The 20,227-nt window shown below is 59.7% G+C and carries 15 protein-coding genes and 1 pseudogene; 1 reads left to right on the top strand and 15 read right to left on the bottom strand.

Annotated elements, in window-relative coordinates:
- Positions 1-12 precede the first annotated feature (12 nt).
- Positions 13-4,002 carry an ATP-binding protein gene (locus tag OH491_RS26805; RefSeq protein ID WP_068772818.1) on the bottom strand — a complete coding sequence of 1,330 codons (3,990 nt, stop codon included), beginning with the start codon at positions 4,000-4,002 and terminating at the stop codon, positions 13-15.
- A gap of 36 nt (positions 4,003-4,038) precedes the next feature.
- On the opposite strand from OH491_RS26805, the gene OH491_RS26800 reads away from it, so the two are divergent.
- Complete coding sequence (locus tag OH491_RS26800) at positions 4,039-5,235, top strand: ATP-binding protein (protein ID WP_084442661.1); 1,197 nt, start codon at positions 4,039-4,041, stop codon at positions 5,233-5,235.
- Positions 5,236-5,550: 315 nt separating this feature from the next.
- On the opposite strand, the pseudogene OH491_RS26795 reads toward OH491_RS26800, so the two are convergent.
- The 14 genes and pseudogenes from OH491_RS26795 to OH491_RS26730 all read right to left on the bottom strand — a co-directional run.
- Positions 5,551-5,793, bottom strand: a pseudogene (locus OH491_RS26795) (hypothetical protein); the annotation flags it as partial.
- A 386-nt stretch (positions 5,794-6,179) separates the two neighbouring features.
- On the bottom strand, positions 6,180-7,310 hold the full coding sequence (locus OH491_RS26790) for a PDDEXK nuclease domain-containing protein (RefSeq protein ID WP_068772819.1): 1,131 nt from the start codon (positions 7,308-7,310) through the stop codon (positions 6,180-6,182).
- A 507-nt stretch (positions 7,311-7,817) separates the two neighbouring features.
- Positions 7,818-8,252 (bottom strand): hypothetical protein, encoded by a 435-nt coding sequence (locus OH491_RS26785; protein WP_068772821.1) that lies wholly within the window; start codon positions 8,250-8,252, stop codon positions 7,818-7,820.
- A gap of 75 nt (positions 8,253-8,327) precedes the next feature.
- On the bottom strand, positions 8,328-8,579 hold the full coding sequence (locus OH491_RS26780; RefSeq protein WP_068769636.1) for a hypothetical protein: 252 nt from the start codon (positions 8,577-8,579) through the stop codon (positions 8,328-8,330).
- A 622-nt stretch (positions 8,580-9,201) separates the two neighbouring features.
- Positions 9,202-10,440 carry a PilN domain-containing protein gene (locus OH491_RS26775; protein WP_145929087.1) on the bottom strand — a complete coding sequence of 413 codons (1,239 nt, stop codon included), beginning with the start codon at positions 10,438-10,440 and terminating at the stop codon, positions 9,202-9,204.
- Positions 10,418-11,173, bottom strand: a complete 756-nt coding sequence (locus OH491_RS26770; protein WP_068772823.1) for a type II secretion system protein — start codon at positions 11,171-11,173, stop codon at positions 10,418-10,420. Before OH491_RS26770 ends, OH491_RS26775 begins: the two co-directional genes overlap by 23 nt.
- A 48-nt stretch (positions 11,174-11,221) precedes the next feature.
- Positions 11,222-12,370 carry a GspE/PulE family protein gene (locus OH491_RS26765; RefSeq protein WP_145929088.1) on the bottom strand — a complete coding sequence of 383 codons (1,149 nt, stop codon included), beginning with the start codon at positions 12,368-12,370 and terminating at the stop codon, positions 11,222-11,224.
- 50 nt (positions 12,371-12,420) lie between these two features.
- Positions 12,421-13,812, bottom strand: a complete 1,392-nt coding sequence (locus OH491_RS26760; protein ID WP_068772825.1) for a pilus (MSHA type) biogenesis protein MshL — start codon at positions 13,810-13,812, stop codon at positions 12,421-12,423.
- Positions 13,813-13,824: 12 nt separating this feature from the next.
- Positions 13,825-15,582, bottom strand: a complete 1,758-nt coding sequence (locus tag OH491_RS26755; protein WP_145929089.1) for an InlB B-repeat-containing protein — start codon at positions 15,580-15,582, stop codon at positions 13,825-13,827.
- A gap of 1 nt (position 15,583) precedes the next feature.
- Positions 15,584-16,483 (bottom strand): type II secretion system protein, encoded by a 900-nt coding sequence (locus OH491_RS26750; protein WP_068772827.1) that lies wholly within the window; start codon positions 16,481-16,483, stop codon positions 15,584-15,586.
- Positions 16,484-16,522: 39 nt separating this feature from the next.
- Positions 16,523-17,725 carry a type II secretion system F family protein gene (locus tag OH491_RS26745; protein WP_068772828.1) on the bottom strand — a complete coding sequence of 401 codons (1,203 nt, stop codon included), beginning with the start codon at positions 17,723-17,725 and terminating at the stop codon, positions 16,523-16,525.
- A 1-nt stretch (position 17,726) separates the two neighbouring features.
- Positions 17,727-18,473 carry a general secretion pathway protein GspB gene (locus OH491_RS26740; protein WP_068772829.1) on the bottom strand — a complete coding sequence of 249 codons (747 nt, stop codon included), beginning with the start codon at positions 18,471-18,473 and terminating at the stop codon, positions 17,727-17,729.
- Positions 18,470-19,453 (bottom strand): TrbI/VirB10 family protein, encoded by a 984-nt coding sequence (locus OH491_RS26735; protein ID WP_084442663.1) that lies wholly within the window; start codon positions 19,451-19,453, stop codon positions 18,470-18,472. The genes OH491_RS26740 and OH491_RS26735 overlap by 4 nt, the downstream gene beginning before the upstream one ends.
- A complete protein-coding gene (locus OH491_RS26730; protein WP_068772831.1) occupies positions 19,450-20,226 on the bottom strand; it encodes a hypothetical protein in 777 nt (258 codons plus the stop codon). Before OH491_RS26730 ends, OH491_RS26735 begins: the two co-directional genes overlap by 4 nt.
- Between the last annotated feature and the right edge of the window lies 1 nt (position 20,227).

Below are 20,227 nucleotides of genomic sequence, written 5' to 3'. Positions count from 1 at the left end.
GACCGTGGAATGCTATTCATCGTCCATCGCGGCCATGTTGGCCTGATATATTTTGCGACTCTCCTCGCGCTGATCGCGCTCCCGCTCCGCAATCCACCGGAAAAAGAGCCCCAGCACGGGATCGGCGGCATGGTTGGCTGCCGCCTGAATCGCCTCAGCCTCCAGATAGTCCTGATTTTTGTCCAGCTCACCGTTGCTGTAAGAACGGCTGCGGGGGCCGCTGACGACCCAGAGCGACGCACGCATGCGCTCAAATCCCTTTGTGCCGTCGAAGTCCTCGGCCTTGCGCAGGATTTTCCACGTGAGATCCGGATAACGAAATACGACTAGCGAACCTTCAAAATGAAGCACCTCGACCAAGTTTCGCAGCTCATCGAACGATGTGGTTTGATCAACAGCGGCGGTCAACCTTGGCACCCAGAAATCCGGATGGTCGAGCACGATGCCTTGGAAGAGTTCGCGCCATACGTATTCCATGTGATCAGCGGATTTCGTCCGCATCCTGTCCCAGAGAAGTGAGCAGATTTCGTTGAAGTCGGCTTCCTGCTCCAGGCCGGGCAGTTCGAAACGCGACAAAATGTCGTGAGGCAGGACCTGGAAGCGGGACTTCGGGCCGAGCTTTTCGTAGTATGCGGCTCGTTTGAGCACGAACTCATACACCACGCGCGGATAGAGCTTCGCGGCGCGTTCGTACCCTCCGCCGTGATGGTCGACGTTAATCTCGGGCACCTCGACCAAAGCGTTGAGAACATACTCAACAACCGCGCGAGGCGGGATGACGTCGCGCGCATGGTAAGGATTCAACGCAGCCAGTAATTCACTGTGCGCACCGACGGGCTGGCCTTCGAGCGGAAGTCGCCCGAGAAGATCAAAGCCCCAAGCCGCGCAGGATTTGCCGACCCACTGGACCAAATTGACGAAACTCATGATCTCGTCCGGCCCGGCCTTGGCAGCCATTCGCTCCAGCAGGGCGCGTTCGTCTAACTCTAGAGTCATCTCCTTGCGATTTCGGAATCGGAAGTAATCCACCACGCCGCGCCGCATTTCGGTGCGCGGGTGCTCCGCTGCCAGTGCGATCAGCCGCACCGCTTGCGTCTCGTGCGAAGGAGGCAATCCATAGAGGAGTTGCTGCCACACCGCGGTGATGCGGTCGTTGCGGCGGGGATCCAGCATGGCGTCGGCGAGCGCGACGGCGTAGTCGGGATGGCCCTCGGCGATTGCGCCGAGCAGTTCGCCAGATCGGGGGGTATGACCGGCGAGTTCGCTTTCGCGCGCCATAGCATCGAGGCGGGTGATTGCCGCGCCGGTGTCCGGTTTGGTTTGCACGAACTCCGTGGCGAAATTGCCGAGATGCATCTCCCACAGTTCCTTGATCTTCTCCTGCATCTCGCTGCGCTTCGCGCGCGGGAAGTCGACCGAGAACTCGAAATAGCCCTGCGTGTTGATGATCGTCGCCAGCCTCAGCTCGAACGAATCGGGCACTTTCTCAAGAATCTCACGCGCGGACTTCGCGAACTCATCGTCCTCCTCGTAAGCGAGGTCGCGCAAGAGAAGCTGGCGGATGGCAAAAAGCACCATGACTTCCGCATGGCGCGAAAGCGCGCGATCAAGCAGCGCCAAGGCCTTCAAGCGTTCCGGCCGCCACTGTGCCCGGAATTTCTCCTTGTCCGCCGCGTGCGCGGCCTCCGATCCCGCGACTCGATGAAGAGCCCGCTCGACCGCGCGAATGGCGTCCAACGCGACGAGCCAGGACGGATCGTCGATCATGCCTGATAGGATGGCCAGCGCGCGTTCCCGGATAGGCGCCGTAACGGTGAGGTTTACGGGCTGTTTCCACCAGCGCACGGTCCGTCCCTGCCATTCGCTGAATTCAACAAATCGATCGAAGCACGGTTCGAGGAGCGTGTTCAGGACCGAGCGATGTGACGCGATGACCTCTTTCACGGACGGGCGCTGCACCAGCCGGCTGATCCAATCCAACACGGCTTCGGAGATCGCCACCGGCTTCTTGGGGGTGAACTGGAGCACTGACGCGATAACTGACCAAGGGTGATTCTTGCCACCATCGAACATTCCTTGCGGCGTCTCCAGTCCCATCCTCCACAAGAAATCCAACGCGGCGTCGCGGTAGGCATCATGCCACAGCGCGATTGGTTTGATCAACGATGGCAGTCCCGCGCAGGCGTAGCGGTGGGTGTTGATCCCGTCGTCACTGGGATCCATCTGGAAATCGGAAGAGTAGCCCCGAGTGGCGGTCGTCTGGGTGAGGACTTTTTCAGCGAGTGCCAGCGATTCTTCGGGCAGGAACACGCTGAATGCGGTCCAATGTTCCACCATCCGTGACCGCTCGTAGAAATTGGATGCGTCGAACTTGGCGAATTCCGCTTCGAGGAGAGGTTTCAGCAATTCGTCGCGATTAGGGGCCTGTTGGCTCCCGACCCATAGTACCTCTGTCAAGTTGCGGAGAATCGCCGCCGACTGTTCCGGAAATTTCTGAAGGACAGTGCGTGCAAACTCAGGGACCCGACGCTTCGCGTCGAAGGCGGTGTCGAAGACGAGAAAATCGGAAAAAAGGTCCGGAATGACCCGGACATTCTGACGTTCGGTGGAGACGATGCCTGCGGCTTGAAGACGTTGCAGCAAGGCCTCGACGTCGACCTTTGCGATTCCTAGGCAGGCTGCAGCCTGCTCATGGAAGCTCGCATTGGGTGTTACCGGTGCCAGCAAGGCGACGATTCGAAGGAGCCTGGCGCCGTGGGTGCGATCGTCTGCGCCCAAATGCTCGAGGTTGTCGGCCTCGAACGAACGAAAGACAGCGGCGCGAAATTCCTCGACGGTGTGCCACGCGCCCCAGAGCAGTCGCCCGCGTTGGAGCAGATCGCCGGCAAGCGCGGTGAGAAACGGGCTGTCCCCAGTGAGGGCAACCAACTCCTTGGCACGGTCCTTGAGCTTTTTGCCCAAGGCATCGATTGCGAGTGCCACCATGTCCTTCTTCTTGAGTGGAGTAACTTCTACATGGCGCGCATCGGATAACCCGTGGTCGCGCAGACGCTCATCCAACGCTTCATTGCCTTGCGGCCGCGTCGCGAGCACGAGCTTGGTGGCCGATCCTTCCCGAATCCGTCCGAGCAGTTCGTTCGACACTCGCTCCAGGCGATGAGCGTCGTCCACCACAACGACTCGCGGTCGATCAATGTCCCACAGCGCCAAGGTTAGGTCGCCGGAAGAATGTGGGTTGAGGAACAGGACCTCGGGAGCGTCCGCACCGCTGCACCCATTGGCGGCGAGTTCCCACAGCAGACGGCTTTTGCCGTCGCCTCCCTTGCCTGAAATTTTGAGAACCTTCGCGGCGGGGTCCGCTACGAATTCACGCAGCTGTCGAATCTCCTCCTGACGGCCCACGAACTGATAGCGGTGGTGAAATGAATGCCCGGAACTTTGGATGGAGGCAAAGTAATCCTTCGCAGGGACCAAGGCATCCGTGGCGTAGGGAGCGAATCGTTTCAATTCCTCGGGTGCCAGAAAGGTGAGGATTTGCGGCTGCTTGTGGACTGGCACCCGCATCCGAAATTCTTGGCAGATACGGTCGAGGTTCCAGAACGACCAGTTGGCATGCTTGTCCATTTCATCCTGCACGTCCTTGTACGGATCGCATGCGACCAAGAGAAAGTAGTGCTGTGCAGGGTGCGTGGCCTTACCAACCGCCGCCGTCGTTTGGGATACAGACCACGACTTGTGGCGCTTGCACTGAAACACCCAAGTTTCGCCGCCCTCGACCTTGGCGATCAGGTCAATGCCTTTTTGAGCCCGTCCGGTTCCGGCGGCATAGGTGTTCGCCTCGATGATTCGGCGCTCAACACGTTCGCCCTTCCGCTCGATCGCCAGCGCGATGCCCGCGTTCAGGAACGCGAGGAAGAACCTTTCAAAGGCAGAATCGTCCAAGTCCCCCAGCCGGAGGCGGAGGTGTTGGTCGAGACGGGATGCTGATTTTGTATCGGCCATTATCCTTGCATTTCTGCATCAGTGATACAAAAAAGCATGGATATGGTTCGTGTCAACGTGATTCCCCGGCCTGCTGAACTGGCTCGCTTGCGCGAAGGGCTCGCCCATTGGCCGGTGACCTTACTGTTCGGACCCCGCCAAGTCGGCAAGACCACGTTGGTCGAAGGATTCGCGACCTCTCCGAATCATTACTTCGACCTTCATCAAGCCGTCGACCGAGCGCGTCTCGAAGAGAGCAATTTTCGCATTCTCGACGGATTGGATGGAATCGTCGTCATCGATGAGGTCCAGGAAATGCCCGCCTTGTTCCAGAAGCTCCGGGTTCTGACCGACCGCCGCGAAAACGCGACCCGCTTCATTCTCACCGGAAGCGTTTCGCCGCGGATCTCCGACGCATCGGCGGAGAGTCTGACGGGACGCGCCCGGCGCTTGTCTCTCGGCGGTTTCACCCTCGAGGAGATTGGTCCGGAAAATTGGGAACGGCTGTGGGTGCGTGGCGGATATCCCGCCGCCTACACCAAGGAACTCGAGGAGGTTTCCATGGAAGTCCGACAGCATTACATTTCCGACGTACTCACCCGCGACCTGCCGGCGCTTACAGACTTCAAGCTCACCAACGAGCAAATTTTCCGCTTCTTCCGGCTACTGGCCCACCACCACGGCCAGTATTGGAATCACTCCGAGGTGGCCGGTGACCTCGGGGTCAATTCCCGCACGGTCCAGAGGTATGTCGAGCTCTTCAAAGGCATGTATCTGGTGCGAGAGCTGCCGCCCTATTTCGAAAACATGGGCAAACGGCTTCGCAAGGCACCCAAATTGTATATCCGGGACACCGGCCTCCTCCACGCCCTGCTCCACGTCCGGGATCGGGCCGGGCTCTATGGAGCGAGGCAATTTGGGGCCTCGTGGGAGGGATTCGGCATCGAGCAGTTGCTCTCAATCTTCAAGATTCCGGAAGAACACGCGTTCACCTGGTCAGTGCAAAGCGGAGCCGAGGTGGATCTCGTATTGACGCAGCCGGAAGGATTGGTCGGCGTTGAATTCAAGGCCAGCAACGCGCCTCGTCGGACGCGATCAATGACCGCGGCAATCGAGGCCCTGAAACTGCGAAAGCTCTATATCATCTACCCTGGTGAAAAGGACTATCCGATCGACGAAGTGATCCAAGTGGTCGGAATCGTGAACCTCACCCGCCTCGAGAGCCTGACGACGCCCCAAAAGGGTACGGCATAAATCTGCTGGTCCCGCGAAAGTTCTAAGCCTTCGCCGGACGCTCATTTCGCTTCCCCCGACACAATCTACGAGATCGGCTACGCACCCGCGCGGCCGAATCGGGCCGGAGCAACTACGCTTTACGTGGGCCATCGCTTTGAGGCCAAGGCTTGGTAAGGACTTCCATCGCTAGAATGTCTCGCCCAATAGTCCCGGGCGGATACTCCGCCCGGATCAGCCCACCTCGGTCCTTCACTCCGAACTTTGTGATGATGGCCGGATAGACGATACGCGCCGAATAATGGAACGCACTAGCACTACTCCGTTAAGTAAATGCTACGAAGTATCGAGGATGGTACCAGAGCGGGTGCAGCGGGTTCGGCAGCGCAGGCAGGTGCACAGGGCCAGCGCCTCCATGAGCCCGCGGCGGACTCCAGGTAGCGACAGAGGTTTTTTTGACAAACGCAGCTGGGTCAGGAAACACAACGCGAGGAAGCACAAGGCGAGGTGATGGTGCAGGCCCCGCCAAGAGCGGCCCTCGAAGTGATCGAGCCCGAGCTCCTCTTTCAGTTGCTGGTAGCCCTATACGTCTGCGGCGGCACAGGCTCCGGTTGGTTTTGGCTTCGCTCGCTGATTCGATTGGCTCATGCGCGAACGTGGAAAATGGTAGAGCGAGCATGGGGCTTTAGCCGCGACCAACGGGAGCGGTGACCCGGAGGCCCCGCGCATAGCGGGAGGTGCCCCTCTCCAGAGGAGAGGGCGAGAGGTGAACAAGGATGCCGCCCGGTGAGTGCAACATTTCAATGAAATGCGAAGCAAGGCTGCGAGACCGGAGGACAGGCTCCCGCCCAAGCCGGACACCAGCCCTTAACCAGCAAAAAGGCCACCGGTGAGAATACCGCTGGAACTCAGCGGCCTCGGCCGAAGCAGACGCTGGATTGCCGGAAACCTTCGATGGATTATCGTCAATTCCCCCGCCCTTCAATCTTGCGTGCTTCGAGTTGGCGTCGCGTTTTCGCCAGTTCATCGGTGAGCAGTTTGGGTTCCGGCAAGGCGAGGCTGTATTCGCGGGCAAGCACCTTGTTGGACAGTCCTTCCAGCGCATATTGAGCGAGCGCATCATTTGGCTCGGAGCAAAGGATCAAGCCGACTGGTGGGTTCTCGCTTTCCTGCATCCAGTGCTCCCGCGCATAGTTCAGATACATGTGCATCTGGCCGGCATCGGCATGGGTGAGTTTCCCAATTTTCAGGTCGATCACAATGAGGCAGCGCAACCGCCGGTGAAAGAAAAGCAGATCGACACGATACCACTCGTCGCCGATCCGCAGCCGTCGCTGCCGACCGATGAACGCGAAGTTTTCTCCCAACTCCAAAAGAAATCCTTCCAGGTGCAGGAGCAGTGCCTCCTCCAAGTCCGATTCGGAATACTCGTCCTTCAAGCCAAGAAATTCGAGCACAAGCGGATCCTTCACCTCATCATCCACGTTCACACGCTCCGCGGGGCGTGTTTTCGCTTCTTTGATCAACATCTCCTCCTTGTTCCGCGAAAGCGCGGTGCGCTCGTAAAAAAGCGTGCTGATCTGCCGGTCGAGCTGGCGTTCCGACCACCCGCCGCGCAACGCCTCGGTCTCATAAAATTGCCGCGCATGCTCGTCCTTGACCGCCATCAACCGCACATAGTGCGACCACGGCAGGGGAAATGATCGCACTACCACACGCAAATCGGCAGACGGCGTCTGCTGGATTGCGCCGTCCGATTTCTCCGATTCGGCAGACACTGTCTGCCGAATCGGCCACTCCAAATAAAACGTCCGAAAATTGCGCAAATTCCGCAGGGAGAAGCCACGCCCAAATCGAGCCGTGAGATCGCGTGCCAGACGCTCCAGCAATTCCTCGCCGTAGGCAGCGCGTCTTGCGCCCTTCTGCTCATATTCGACGATACAGCGCCCGATTTTCCAGTACGTCGCCGTCATTACGGCGTTGATCGCGCGTGTAGAGGTGCGGCGGGCTGTCTCCAGCAGATGATTCAACTCCGCAATCAGCCTATCGTAGTGCGGGGGCTCCGCGGACGGCACGGATGCGAAATCGGAGCTCATGAGTCAGCGCAATTCGATCAACCCCGTTTTTCCGGTCGCAAGGTCAACGAGTAACTGGACAACAGCGCGCTTGCCGATGCCATCGAGTCGGATGAAGCAATCCGCGAAGTCCAAACGAGAGCAGTGTTGAAGATTCTGCAGAATCTCCCATGCAGCGCGCTCACCTGACGATGCTCCCGGATGACCGCGGGCCATCGTGCGCAACGTGTGAAGCGCCATTTCGCTTTGCGGACTCATAGCGAGAGGTGGACCATCCGCAAATGCACGACTTGCCGGCGCTCGGCAATGATGGCGTAGGCAAACCCTAGCGACTTCATCAATGGAAATTCTCGATGGTTAATTTTTTCGGTCTCAGATCCCCTACCCTAGCCACTTGGGCCAGGGCCGCGCGCATGGTCTCATGCGCGGGCGTGCTTTGGCAGCACTCGAAGTTCACAGCAACTTGCGAACTCCGCCTAACCGAAGTGGCGTCGATGTAACGCCGGCGGGACGGGGGAATATCCATGATTAACCAGCCGACATCGCCATGCCGGGCTTGGGGCCGGTGAGCATCTGGCGATTCTGCCGATTCATCTCGCGTAGCACTTCACCGACGAATGCCTTATCCTTGTAGTAAGGTTGGACTCCCTCCAGCCGCTGATCGATGCGGGACTTCACTTCCTGAGGCTGGGCATTGTAGAATGCCTTTGCCTGCGGGAGTTGCTTCTCGATCAGCCGCATGTCGGTTTCGTGCCGCTGCATATCCTTGTAGAGAAGCATATCGCGGGCACGTTCGGGCGCTTCGCGGACGACGCGGGTATAATATTCCACATCGCCGGCGTTGGCGACCTTGTAAGCATCGAGACGTTTCTGCACTTCGGGATTGTTGCGGAACTGCAACGGCCCCTCCTTTTCAGGCGCAGGCGTGACTGTATTATCATTGGGTTTGGGTTTGATAGCCATGTTGACTGTGGATTATGCCGACCACTTGAAAGGTGCGGGACGGCGACTGGGCACCGAGGCGGAGGATCCGCCAAATTACTTGATGACGGGATTGAACGGTGGCTCGGACGTCCCGCGAACCAGACGGAGCGCGAGGTCGAACTGCGCGCACACGTCCTCGGAATCGTGCCGCGCGAGCGCGAAAGCCATGAGCGTCTTCGCGTCCACCACCGGTTTCTGTTTGCTGGCTGGCAGGTCAGGGTCGCCGAGGCGTTTGTTCAGTTCATCGGCAGCTTGGTAGAACTCGGCCGCGACGGTTTCGGGAAGTTGGATGTTGAGTGTGATCATAAGCGATTGGGTTGAGAGAGTTGATTTGATAACACGATTGCCGACGGCCTGCCCGGAGGGTCGGGACGGGACGACCAGCGAAGCGAAGGACCGCGCCCGACCTTCCGGGCGCTTGCCGGCCCCTCTGCGTCCGGGAGCATCGCGCCGGTTGACCGGCGCGTGGTTCCCGGACTGCCCCGCACGATGATTTCAACGGTCGCGATTTCACGTTTGGTCCGGCTGCCGCGAGAACGAATGTCCAGCGATTCGATCTGCCCCCGTACTTCAAGTTTGCTAATGAACGTAACCAGACTTGCCCAAGAGATCGCTCCGGTCGTGTAACGAGTCCGAGTGATGCCATCGGTTTCGGACGGCAATGCTTGGGTCCGCCAAGACGTCGGTGGCAACCAATCTGGCCTAGCCGGTGGCGCTTCGAACCGCGCCAGCTCCGTGCGCAGGTGTGACACTGACTCGGCGTTAAACGGCGCGAGCCGTTCTTTCTCCGCCGAGAGTGTCTGCATTTCGTTGTCGGGTTGCAGTCCTTGGGGCAGACCGTGCCGACGCACGGTAATGGTTACTGCAAGGAGCATGAGGCTGGCCGCAAAAAACGCCCAGCGAGCCCGCGAAACTTTGAAGAAGGGTTTCATTGCCAAATTCCCTTCATTACAAAGTCTGAACCGGGCGGGGTGCCGGCTGGTTCGGCGAACTGTCGCAGGGGTTTGCCGCGCTGAAGTGTCCCGCACCATGCACGCCAGTCCGATTCAACCAAACCAGGACCGCTGATGCCCCCAGTCAGGATGAACCCATCGCCGTTGGCCTGCACTCGGGTGAGAACGACTTGGGCCGGCAACCTGTGAGCAAGTGACTGGAGGAATTTTTCGCCGATGCGGCCATGGGAGGTGAAAGCTGCCAATTGCGTTTGGAGTTGGCGGATTTCGATCTCTTTTTTTCGGAGCGAGGCGACCTCGGCGCGAAGCTGCTCAATCCTGGTTGTTTGCTGCTCCGCGTGATCGCGTTGAGCGAGCGTATCCCGAACGAATTGGGTTCCCAACACACCCACGGCCAGCAATACGACTGTCGTCAGTCCCGTCACGAGGCGGTTGCCGGTTAGTCGCATTGGTGTTGGAAGCAGCTGATTGGGCTGGGGCAGCGACAAGGTAAGCGCTGCGCGGATGACATCGCGGCACGTAAGATCGCCCCGTCCGAACGGTTCGGCACCGGCTACTTGAGTGGTTAAACGCGTGCCGGCTTCGTCGAAAGATACAATATACATTGCCGCATCTTCACGCTCGAAGGCCTGCTGTACCGTCGTCGCCACAAGCTCGGCCGCAGCAACGCCTGTTGCAGATTGGAACTCGCGCCGACCCTCGGATGTGTGGCGGAAGACCGCAGATTGGTTGTCCGCAACGGCGACCACGGTAAGGGCACCGGTATCGGGCCAATCCTCCGGGATAAGATTCAAGACCGTGGCGAGCGGCCATGCTCCCTCGACGGCTACGCCCTGCTCTCGCAATGTTCCGACCAATGGCAAGAGCCCGGGTTCAGGCTCATAGTGAAGCAAAGTCTCGTTGCGTCGGCCAATGATCGGCTCGTAGCTCCAGGCACACTCTGCTCGAGCGATAGACGGGTATTCCTCCTGCAAAGCCGCCTGCAAGGTGGCCCGGCTCCCGTTCGGGCATTGCACCGGCACACTCACCAGCGACGGCGGCTGATAGATGAGGCGGAGTTTCGCCGGTTTGCCGTGTTCGGCAAAATGGGCCAGCAACACTTTGAATGCATGGCCGGTTTCTCCAAACACGATTGGCTCGGGATGCCCGTCAATCCACCAGCGGTCTCCCCAAAGCAACGCGACCGTCGGGTCAGATGGACGTGAGGTAAACATATACATCGGTGACTCCGTTGGTGGGGGCTGCATAGGCGACAAGGCCGGTATCGCTGGCCGTGCCTTCCAAAGGTGCGAGTTGCGCGCCGTTCATCGCCATGGCGAGTTCGTAGGCGTCGCGTGCCGGGCACGAAGGGATCACGAGATACGCGACGATGCTGTTCGCGTTCAGATTGGTAAAACCGTCCAGCAAAAAGTTGGCGCCCAGTGCGGCGGACGGTACCAGACTGGGATTGGCCATGCGCGCCTCGGCCCGAGTGACGGCAGACCAGTCCCGCTGGGGAGCAGCGTCGGGCGTCATGACGAACGCGAGCACCGCCTGATTCCAAGTGAGCTCGTTGCCTGTTCCTGTGGACATGTACGTCTGTGTTCCCATACGCAACGAGAGCGGACGTTCCAAACGTCCCGTGGCCAGCAACACGGTATCAAGCCTGGCGGCGTTGCTTTTGGCTATGTCAGTTGCGCCGGTAAGGGCGGCTCCAGAGGTAGGTATGCCCATGCCCTCGGTGCGAGGCAGGCTGCCGTTGCCGCCGGCCAGCGCGAGGTAATCCACGAGGGCGGTCTTGAGCGTATCGACGGTTCGCACAACCTGTTGCACGCGGGCGTTGCGCAGGGCATCGAAACCCTTCGGCAGCAGCAGCCCGACCAATACAGCGACGATCGCGAGGACGAGCACGAGTTCGAGCAGAGAATAGCCTTGGGAATGATGATATTTTGGTAGATGTTTTTTCATAGGGTGGACGGTTTAGGTTAAGGGCCGCGGCCGCATAGCCCGGGAAAATCAGAGAACGCGTGCGACCTCCTCCACGGTGGTGAGTCCGGTCGCGGCCGCATGGAGCCCGCTATCCCAGAGCGTACGGTATCCCTCGGATTCGCGGAGCGAAACAAGGTCGGCCAATGGGGCGTCGGCGGCGATGGGAGCCAGAAACGGTTTCGCCGGGATGACTTCATGGATCGCCAGTCGCCCATAAAAACCGCGCCCATGGCATTTCGGACAACCTCTCGACTGATAAAATTGCCCTTCGGGCAAACGGTAACGTTGCCGCAATTGTTCGAGTTGTGGATGCGGTGTCCGACAAGCGGGACAAAGACGACGCACCAGCCGCTGAGCCGCAACCAGCCGAAGGCATGCGGCAATGAGAAAACTTTCGACCCCGAGGTCGCGTAAACGCGGGATTGCGGAAAGTGCGTCGTTCGTATGCAAGGTTGAAAGCACGAGGTGCCCGGTGAGCGCGCCACGAATCGCCAGTTGCGCGGTCTCGGCATCGCGCATTTCTCCGACGAGCATCACGTCGGGATTTTGGCGCAGGAGCGCCCGCAGGGCAGAGGCGAAGGTAAGCCCGATCTTTTCTCGAATCTCAGTTTGGCGAATAGCCGTGAATTCATATTCGACTGGATCTTCCAGGGTGTGAATCACCCGGCCACGGTAGTCCAAGGCATGCAGCGCGGCGTGCAGTGTCGTCGTCTTGCCCGAACCGGTCGGACCTGTGAGCAGGATCAGGCCGGCGGGTCCGTTGAGTGCGTTTTCAAGCGCGTTCGCTTGAGGCTCCGTCAGCCCCAGTTCGGTAAAGGATTGGACCGGCATGGTCTGGTCGAGAAGCCGGATGACCAGATTTTCGCCGTGCACGGTGGGAAGTGTGCTCAATCGCAGATGATAGCGCCGACCGCCCTCCTTGAGCACGGCTCGTCCATCTTGCGGGAGCCGGCGCTCGGTGATGTCCATGCCTCCGAAAATTTTTCCACGCGCGAGCAAGGCATCGCGTTGCGCGAGCGGCACGGTGATATGATCGTGCATTTCGCCATCGAGACGAAAACGAACCAACAGTGCGGTTTCCTTCGGTTCGAAGTGAACGTCGCTCGCACCGTCTCTGGCGGCGGTGCGCAGAATCGTATCGAGCATCCGCGTGGCATCGACGGTCGGATCGACCACGGTGGGCGGTGCGGTTGGGCGCGACCGGAACGTCTGGAGCAATTCACGTATCACGGGATCAAGTGCGGGGTGAGAAAGATCACGAGTTCGGTGCGGTTGCGCAGGGTAGCTTGGCTGCGGAAGGCGAGGCCAAGGAGCGGTACGCGGCTCAGTACCGGCACCGCGCGTGTGCTGGAGCCGCTTTCCTCGGAGATGAGTCCGCCGATGACGGCGGTTTCGCCATTGCGGAGCCGCACAATGGTTGAGGCTTGTTTGACCTCGGTGACCGGGGCGGTCTGCTTACCGTCCGGACTGGTCACGATGGATTGCAGCCGCGTGATGGCCGGCAGCACGTCCAGTGTGATGACGCCGTCGTTATCCACTTGGGGTGTGACCGCGAGGATGGTGCCGATCGTGATTGTGGAGATGGAAAACGTCTCCTGGGTCTGATTATACGGCACCGTCGTGCCTGCCTGCTGGTAAGTAGTGGATTGTTGGAGACGAAAAAACGGCCGGTCTTCGCCCACCTTGATAAAGGCGGTCTGGTTGTTGAGCGCTCGCAGTCGCGGTTGCGCGACGGTAGTGACATCGCCCTGTTGTTTGAGGGCCTGAATAATCGCGGTGGCTTTACCGAGGCCGAGATTCGCCACAAATGAACTGTTTCCAAACACAGTGCCTCCGACACCGGTAACCGCGAGAGGCGCACTGGCAGCGAGACGCAAGTCGCCGAGCGCGCTGGTGGCCAGTTCCCAATCGACGCCGAGCTTCTGTTCATCGCGCAAAGTGACTTCCACCAAGCGCGCCTCAATTTCCACTTGGCGCGAGATGCGGTGGTTCACGAGTTCGATGAACGCGCGGATCACGTCGTGCCGCGAAAGCGGAGCTGTGACCTGCGCGATCCCACTGAAGCGGTTGAGCACCAAGCTGTCTTTCTCGCCAAGCATGGTTCGTAGCTCCGTCTCCAGTCCGGTCCAGAATGTATTGGGATTTTCCTGCGAAATGGAAACTTGTGTGGCATCCGAGGCGGCATCCATTGATTGGTTTGATCGATTCGGGTAGGTGCTCTGCGCATGCAGATTCTGGCTTGTATCATAGCCGCCATTCATTCCTCCCAACGTGATCGACGCGCTCCCAAAACCGGACCGGGTGAGTTGCGGATAATCGATGGCATAAAGGACGGTCTTGCGTTGCCGCACCGCAATGGCGGTGCCTTGTTCCTCGAAAAAATAATCGTATGGGACGGTCAGGGCAGCCAAGGCATCGCGCAGGGTGCCTCCGCCAACCTCCACAGTGACTTTTCCGATAATGTCGGAATCGACGAGAATCGTCGTGTGCGTGGCGCGGCCGAGAGAACGCAAGGCATCAGGCAAAGCAGCGGACTCGAAACGCAAGCGTTCGACCGGTTGATCAAGCATGGCGGCGCTCACGGGCACGACAAAGAGGATGCAAAGAAGTATTTTCATTATAAATACAGTTTAGGGTTGCTCGATGACGAAGGGCACCAATCCACGGTTGGTTTCGCTTTGCAGCAGCGTGCGATTCGGCGCGCGGTATTTGAGGACCGCAGGCGCGACAACATTGAACGTCCGCACCACGGGCAGGGCCGGGAGGTAGAAATCGTTTCCATCCTGCCTCGCTTCGACTGAAACGACGCCCGGAGCGATGACTTGGAGTTGGTTGCCCATAATCATGGCCGGTCCGCTCACCCCATAATACACGGGCAGACCGGAAGAGGCGACGGCGTTTAGGCTAAACGGGGCCGCGCCGACGCTGACGTCGGCCAAGGCGGAAAATGAAATGGTCTGCGCCTGTTTGTCCGCAAACACAGCCTGAACCAACTTGGGGGCATCCATCACAATGACCACGGTCGGGACCATCCCGGTGGCATCGCCCGCCCAGCCGGCGAATCGCGCATTGGGCGCAGGGGTGGCCGAAATCGTGACGATGGAACCGTGCGGATAAGTGCCACCCATGGTAACGATTCCGCTCCCAATGGCACTGGTCACCAAGGAATAGGACTTGAGTGCAAACAGCGCATGCACGGCGCGGTTGCGATTCATCAGAATCGCGATGGGATTATTCGTTCCAGACGCGTCGCCACTCCATCCGACGAAATCATGCAGGGCATCCGGAGTGGCCGTGACCGATATGGAGCTCCCTTCCATAAAAAGGCCGCCAGGCGAAACGGTGCCACCTGTGCCCGCGGAGGTGACGAGTGAGAACTGCACCGGAACGGGAGCTTCGACTGTAACGGTGTGAGTAAGGGTCGGAGAGGTTGCTCCGGACGCATCCGTTGCGCGGGCGATATAGGTCACGGTGCGTGGTCCGGTATCAGCACTCTGATTACTCGCTTCACTCGTGGAGCCGTTTCCACCTTCAGTTGAGGCAAAGGCACCGCCGTCCTTCCAGATGTGGATCGTACGCAAATTGCCATCCGGGTCGGTCGCACGTGCGCTGATGGTATAGCGCTGACCGCTATCCACCACCGCAGGCACAGCCCCCCAGGCGATCGTCGGGGCGGCATTCGGTGGCGTATCAATGGTGATGGCGTGGGAAATGACCGCAGAGGAGAGCCCGGCACTATCCACAGCCTGGGCGGTAAATGTAACCGTGCTTGGAGTATTGTCGGAAGTGGAATTACCGGAATCGCCGTCCGTGCCATTGCCTCCCCCGGCAAATGCGAAAGGCTGTCCATTTTTCCACACGTTGACTTGCGTCAAGTTGCCATCCGGATCGTGCGCGCATGCAGAAATGCGGTAAGTTTGCCCCACCGTGGCAGAACTTGGAGCTTCCTGCCATTCGATGCTCGGGGCTTGGTTGGCTGGAGGGGGATTTTCGAGGGTGATTTCCGTCATCCTTATCCAGCCGCTCGTGATTGAGCTGTTGAGCCGGATCGTGTGGTCGCCAGCCTGGAGATTAAATTCACGATAGCCTTTGTCTCCAAGCGATCCGTAGGAGCCGCCATATCGGGCGAAGAAGATCAGTTCATCCACCCCGGTATCAGGGCGACGGCGAGAAATGGTGATATTCGACGTGCCGCTGAGGGCTTCGAGCCGGAAGCGAAGGATTTGTGGGCTGCTGACGTTGAACCAGTATTGGTAGGTTCCGATATTCAGTTGGCCGTTTCGCGATTCGAGAAATGAAACGATTTCGTCGGCACAAACATGGGCGGCAAACCCCATCAAACTGAGAATGAGCGCGGCCATACGCCGCAGGGAAAAGAAGGAATGCATACTATTGGACGGTTACAGTGGCGTTTTCGCGGAGATGGAAGCGCAGCGCCTCAACGCCGGGCCAGGCGGAGCCGCGATGGATAATGACGAGCCGGCCGCCGAGGATTTCCGGCGTTACGCTCGCCCCGCTGCTGGCCGCCGCCGTAAAGGCAGCGGGCGTATTATTGAAGGACACAAACACCTGTTCGGTCGGATGGTTATTGTTCACCGTCAGCCGGAACTTGGGCAGAACAATCCGGCGAACGCAGAGTTTGCTGACTTGGGTCAAACCGCCGCTGCCTTGAATCCAGGCCGAGACCTGAGCACCCGTGAGTCGGCTGACCCAATAACCGGGAAGACCGGCGGAGCGATTTTCCCAGTCATGGTTCCAAATGGCATCGAACCAAGCGCCGCCAGCTTCATAGGTCGGCAGCGCCAGTTGTTCGCTCCGCCCGGCTAGACTCAGGAGCAGGAAGCGCTGGCGATCTGGTTCATCCGGTCCGGCAAACAGCAGACGCGGATTCCCGTTTCGATTAAAGGCAAGGCGGGCCAGTTCGGGCTGGACGGAGGGAATCGGAGCGGCGCCGATTACCGGAACAAGTCCACGCAATCGGCCTGCCTTGGCGAACCATGAGTTCGAAGCCGTCATGGTATAGGGAGCAGTGGTCGAAGTGGAAAAGGCCGTAGCGGTGTCGCTCTCTCCGATTGTGCCAGGAAGGGCGGCGATGTTCAGCAGAGACAGATCGGTCGCATCGAAGGACTGCGTAATCGTGGCGGCCAGTTCCGCCAAGGAACGCGCCTCCGCCTCCCGCTGGCTGCGTTCCACCATGTCCCGGGTCGAAGGCAGCAACACGGACGCCAGCACGCCGATCACAAACAGGACGAGTACGATTTCGAGGAGCGAAAAACCGCGCTTCGCCAAACAGGCACACCGATGCAGATGGGAATTACACGTCATCGGTCAATGGGGGTTGACACTCCCGAGGAGCGAAACGAGGGGCAGGAAAAACGATAAAGCGATGGCGCCGACCACTGCCGCCAACAGGGCCATCACAACCGGTTCGAGCAGCGCGAGTGCGGTCGTCAGCCGTTCACGCGCGCGAGTGCTCGCGTAATCTTCGATGTGCCGAAGCGCCGCCCCAAGTTGGCCGGTGGTTTCTCCGGCTTTCAGCGCCGGGATCATGAAAGGCGGGAACGCATGCCCCTTGGGCAAGGCGGCATAGAGAGGTCGTCCTGCCGCAACGGCGTCGCGCGCCGCCAGCAGTTGGTTTGCGAGCACGGCGTGGCCGGTCAGCTCCGCGCCAGAAGTGAGGGCATCCAGAAGAGGGACGCCAGCTTCATGCAGCAGTCGGCCATGCGCGGCAAACCGTGCTGTCGCCAGATGACGAATGACATCGCCCCATAAGGGGATTTTCAACAACAACGCATCCCGTCGCCGGCGCAGCGCAGGAGAGTGCGCCGCCACCGCAAACGCAAAGCCCAATGCAATGGTGATTGTCAGCAAGGCCAGCGTGTGCACGTGCATCAGCTCACTGGTGCGGATGAGCACGACGGTGATCAGAGGAAGCGCCAGATGGAGTGATGTGAAGATTTCCGCAAACCGAGGCACCACGCTGCCCAAGAGGAAGATGACAAGCCCCGCCGTCGCGGTCAGAACAATCGCGGGGTAGATGAGTGCGCGCCGCGCGGTACGACGGAGGCTGTCAATGCTGGTCAGATGCGCGGCGAGCGCGCGCAAAGATTCTGGCAGTTGCGCGGAAACCTCGCCCGCCGCGATGACCGCCCGCAAGTGCAACGGAAACAACCTTGGAAAAGTCCGACAAGCCTGGTGGATCGACTGACCTTGAGATACCTCCCGACAGAGGTGGCTCAATACGGTGTGGATCGCTCCCGGAGGAGCATCTCCAGCCAATTGGGCAAGGGCGAGATCGGCGGTAACACCGGCCCGCAACTGCAATTCGAGTTGGTGCAGCAATGGCACGAAGTCACGCACGGGGATCGTCAGTCGCGTGAGTTTTCGACTGGCTTTCATCTCCTGCGCGGAAACCAGCCAAAGTGATTTCGCTCGCAAGGCTTGTTTGAGCTGATGTCGATCCCGTGCCTCGAAATGCTCGGAACGGCGGCATCCCTGCGAATCGATAAAAATGGCGGCGTAGGTAGGCATGTCAGAGGGCAAGGCGGATTCGCGTGGACTTTCCGGTTACGGGAATGCGGATGCGGTGCGCCTCGTAACGGAACAGGGCTGAATCCGGTTCGATCCGGATAAGCGTGAGTCCCTCGACCGATTCGCCTGGCACCACCGTGCGTCCGTTGACGAGCACGCACGGGGTGGCTCCGCTCACGATTCCGTCAATATGAAGCGTGATCTCCCGCAACGCATCCGTAGCGACACCACGCACCGCGAATGGATTAATCTCCTCATCGGCCGCAAGAGCGACCGCTACGAGATCGATCACACCATCTGCATTCGGCATAATTGCGGGTTCGAGTTCGACAACCGGATTAACGGGTGCCGAGGACGGCATATCCGATTCCAAAGCGTGCGGCAGTTCTACATCCTGAGCCAAAATCACCGGTTCCTTGAAATGGGCTTCCGTAACCACCGTGGCGGATGTAGCCGACGGTGCCCCGTTTTTTTCAGAGAGTGGAACCAGCGGCGATGATTGCGGTGCCGGGCGAAGATCCCATCGTGCGGCGTTTTCGACGCGTTGAATTTTATGAGCCTCGTGACGGATCAGCTCGTTTTCCGGATCGACGTAGGCGCCGAGCGTATAGTGGCTGATCGTGGCTGGAATGCGCGCGTCGGAGACAGGCGCGGGATCCGCCAGCGGCAAGGGAGCAGGCAGATTCTCCGCAGGCTTGGTTTGGCATCCCGCCAGTGCCAGAACAGACAAGGCAACGAAAATTCTCATGGTTGTGACGGCATGGAGCCGGTTGCAGGCGCGGTCGCCGGGCGGTCGAGCGCGTCGAGGGTTTGGGTGACATAGAGATAAAACGGCTTGCCTGCCGGGACCCGGACATAGAAACCATCGTGGGCCACGACATCGCGAAGCTGCTGCGCGTATTCGCGGAGAATCGCGCTCGTACCCGCGAGAGTAGCATTGCGGGCGGTCGCCGCCGGCACTGCAGTTTCGCCGAGCAGGCCCGCCGTACTGCGCGTGTCCTGAAGTGCTGAAGTGGCAACGGAGAGAAAGGTTGCCGCGAAAAGTTTGATTTCCCGCCAGTCGTCAGTGCGCAGGATTTCGCCCCGCAATCCGGCGGAACCATCGTGCGATCCCCACTGGCCATCCGCCGCGATTTCACGATCAAGCGCCATGCCATCGACGCGAAGTTCGCGTCCGTTCTCGCGGCCAGATGAGCGCCAGACAATCATCCATCGCCCTTGCACAGCCAGCCGCTCGCGAGCGCGGTCGAGCGAGGCACGCCCATGCACCTCGGCGCCGGCCGGGATAATGAGACGGCCATTATGCCAGACATCCTCGGTAACCAGACCGATGACCGGAGTTTCCAGGCGATTCGACTCGAGCGTGACCACCGTTTCGCACGGGATCAGACGGCCGAAGGGTGCATCTACGAACGGCGCTTCTTCCGAAAAAGTCGGGGGCATGCTAAAAAGTGAAAGTGGCAATACCGGCGGGATCGAAGCGGATACGGGGGGTGTTGTCGCCGCTACCGGAATTGGCGCAGGCGGAACCGGCGGTGGTTCGAAGCGGGCACCAGTCCGCTCAAATACCCTGGGCAATGACGCAGGCGCGACTGCCTTTGCCGGAGACATGGGAACGTCACGATGAGCACGCTGCCAAGCGACGATTCCCATGGTGATCGCAGCCAGCACCCCGACGGCGACGAGTTGTCCGGTTGGACTGCTAAAAAACTGGGCGTCGAGTTTCATGGCAAGGGCGGCGCGACGATTGAGAAAGTGTTTTTTATGGAGATGTCTCCCCGCGACCCATCGGGATTGCCGAGGATGACAACCGTCACGATTTCGGCGTGTTTGGCGGGCACTTCTCCGTGGGCATCGGTCAGTGCCACGGGATAGCAGGCCTGGCCAATCCACACCGCGAGGTGTGCGGGAGCGTAGCGGAACACCTGCTTCCCTCGATTTTCGAACCGAACGCGCAACACCAGCGCGTCCTCGTCATCGAATCGAAGCACTTCTTCGACAGTCGTTGTGATGTCGCCCGCCAGCGTTGTTGTTTGTGGAGTCGTGCGTTCGATCCGTTGTACCAGAGCCGGGTATTGTTCGGAGAGGGCGACGAATTCTTTCGCCTGATCGATCAGAGCGAGCAATTGGTGCGGCATGGGGCGCGCGGCATCCCGGCGCGCGGTTTTCGCCGGATGTTCGTAAAACGTGACGGTGCGGTCCGGTTCTGCTTCAGTGGTAAACGAGAAGGCAAAAACGCGGTCCCGGAAGATGACGTTGGCCGCGCCAACGGCGTCCGCCTGCACCGCCCGCACGGAGAAGAAGCGTGTCCCCGGTTGGTGCGAAATAAGAATAGGCGGCGCCTCTTCCGCCCGTTGTGACACGCCAGCGCCATCGAGTGCCGTGACCGGACCGGGAAAAATCACGGTCGTGGGCGCTTCGGTGCCAACCCGAACGGCATACACGCTCCGGTCGTCGAGCGGATACCGTTTGACCGGTCCAGCCGCGATGCCGGACGCCATC

Origin of the sequence: Termitidicoccus mucosus (genome assembly GCF_038725785.1) — a bacterium.
GTDB lineage: Bacteria > Verrucomicrobiota > Verrucomicrobiia > Opitutales > Opitutaceae > Termitidicoccus > Termitidicoccus mucosus.
This window is presented reverse-complemented; position numbering and strand designations above follow the sequence as displayed.

Excerpts from the sequence above, each read along its gene's own strand:
- OH491_RS26805 (WP_068772818.1), bottom strand. The coding sequence starts at position 4,002 with ATGGCCGATACAAAATCAGCATCCCGTCTCGACCAACACCTCCGCCTC.
- OH491_RS26800 (WP_084442661.1), top strand. The coding sequence starts at position 4,039 with ATGGATATGGTTCGTGTCAACGTGATTCCCCGGCCTGCTGAACTGGCT.
- OH491_RS26790 (WP_068772819.1), bottom strand. The coding sequence starts at position 7,310 with ATGAGCTCCGATTTCGCATCCGTGCCGTCCGCGGAGCCCCCGCACTAC.
- OH491_RS26785 (WP_068772821.1), bottom strand. The coding sequence starts at position 8,252 with ATGGCTATCAAACCCAAACCCAATGATAATACAGTCACGCCTGCGCCT.
- OH491_RS26780 (WP_068769636.1), bottom strand. The coding sequence starts at position 8,579 with ATGATCACACTCAACATCCAACTTCCCGAAACCGTCGCGGCCGAGTTC.
- OH491_RS26775 (WP_145929087.1), bottom strand. The coding sequence starts at position 10,440 with ATGTTTACCTCACGTCCATCTGACCCGACGGTCGCGTTGCTTTGGGGA.
- OH491_RS26770 (WP_068772823.1), bottom strand. The coding sequence starts at position 11,173 with ATGAAAAAACATCTACCAAAATATCATCATTCCCAAGGCTATTCTCTG.
- OH491_RS26760 (WP_068772825.1), bottom strand. The coding sequence starts at position 13,812 with ATGAAAATACTTCTTTGCATCCTCTTTGTCGTGCCCGTGAGCGCCGCC.
- OH491_RS26755 (WP_145929089.1), bottom strand. The coding sequence starts at position 15,582 with ATGCATTCCTTCTTTTCCCTGCGGCGTATGGCCGCGCTCATTCTCAGT.
- OH491_RS26745 (WP_068772828.1), bottom strand. The coding sequence starts at position 17,725 with ATGCCTACCTACGCCGCCATTTTTATCGATTCGCAGGGATGCCGCCGT.
- OH491_RS26740 (WP_068772829.1), bottom strand. The coding sequence starts at position 18,473 with ATGAGAATTTTCGTTGCCTTGTCTGTTCTGGCACTGGCGGGATGCCAA.
- OH491_RS26735 (WP_084442663.1), bottom strand. The coding sequence starts at position 19,453 with ATGAAACTCGACGCCCAGTTTTTTAGCAGTCCAACCGGACAACTCGTC.
- OH491_RS26730 (WP_068772831.1), bottom strand. The coding sequence starts at position 20,226 with ATGGCGTCCGGCATCGCGGCTGGACCGGTCAAACGGTATCCGCTCGAC.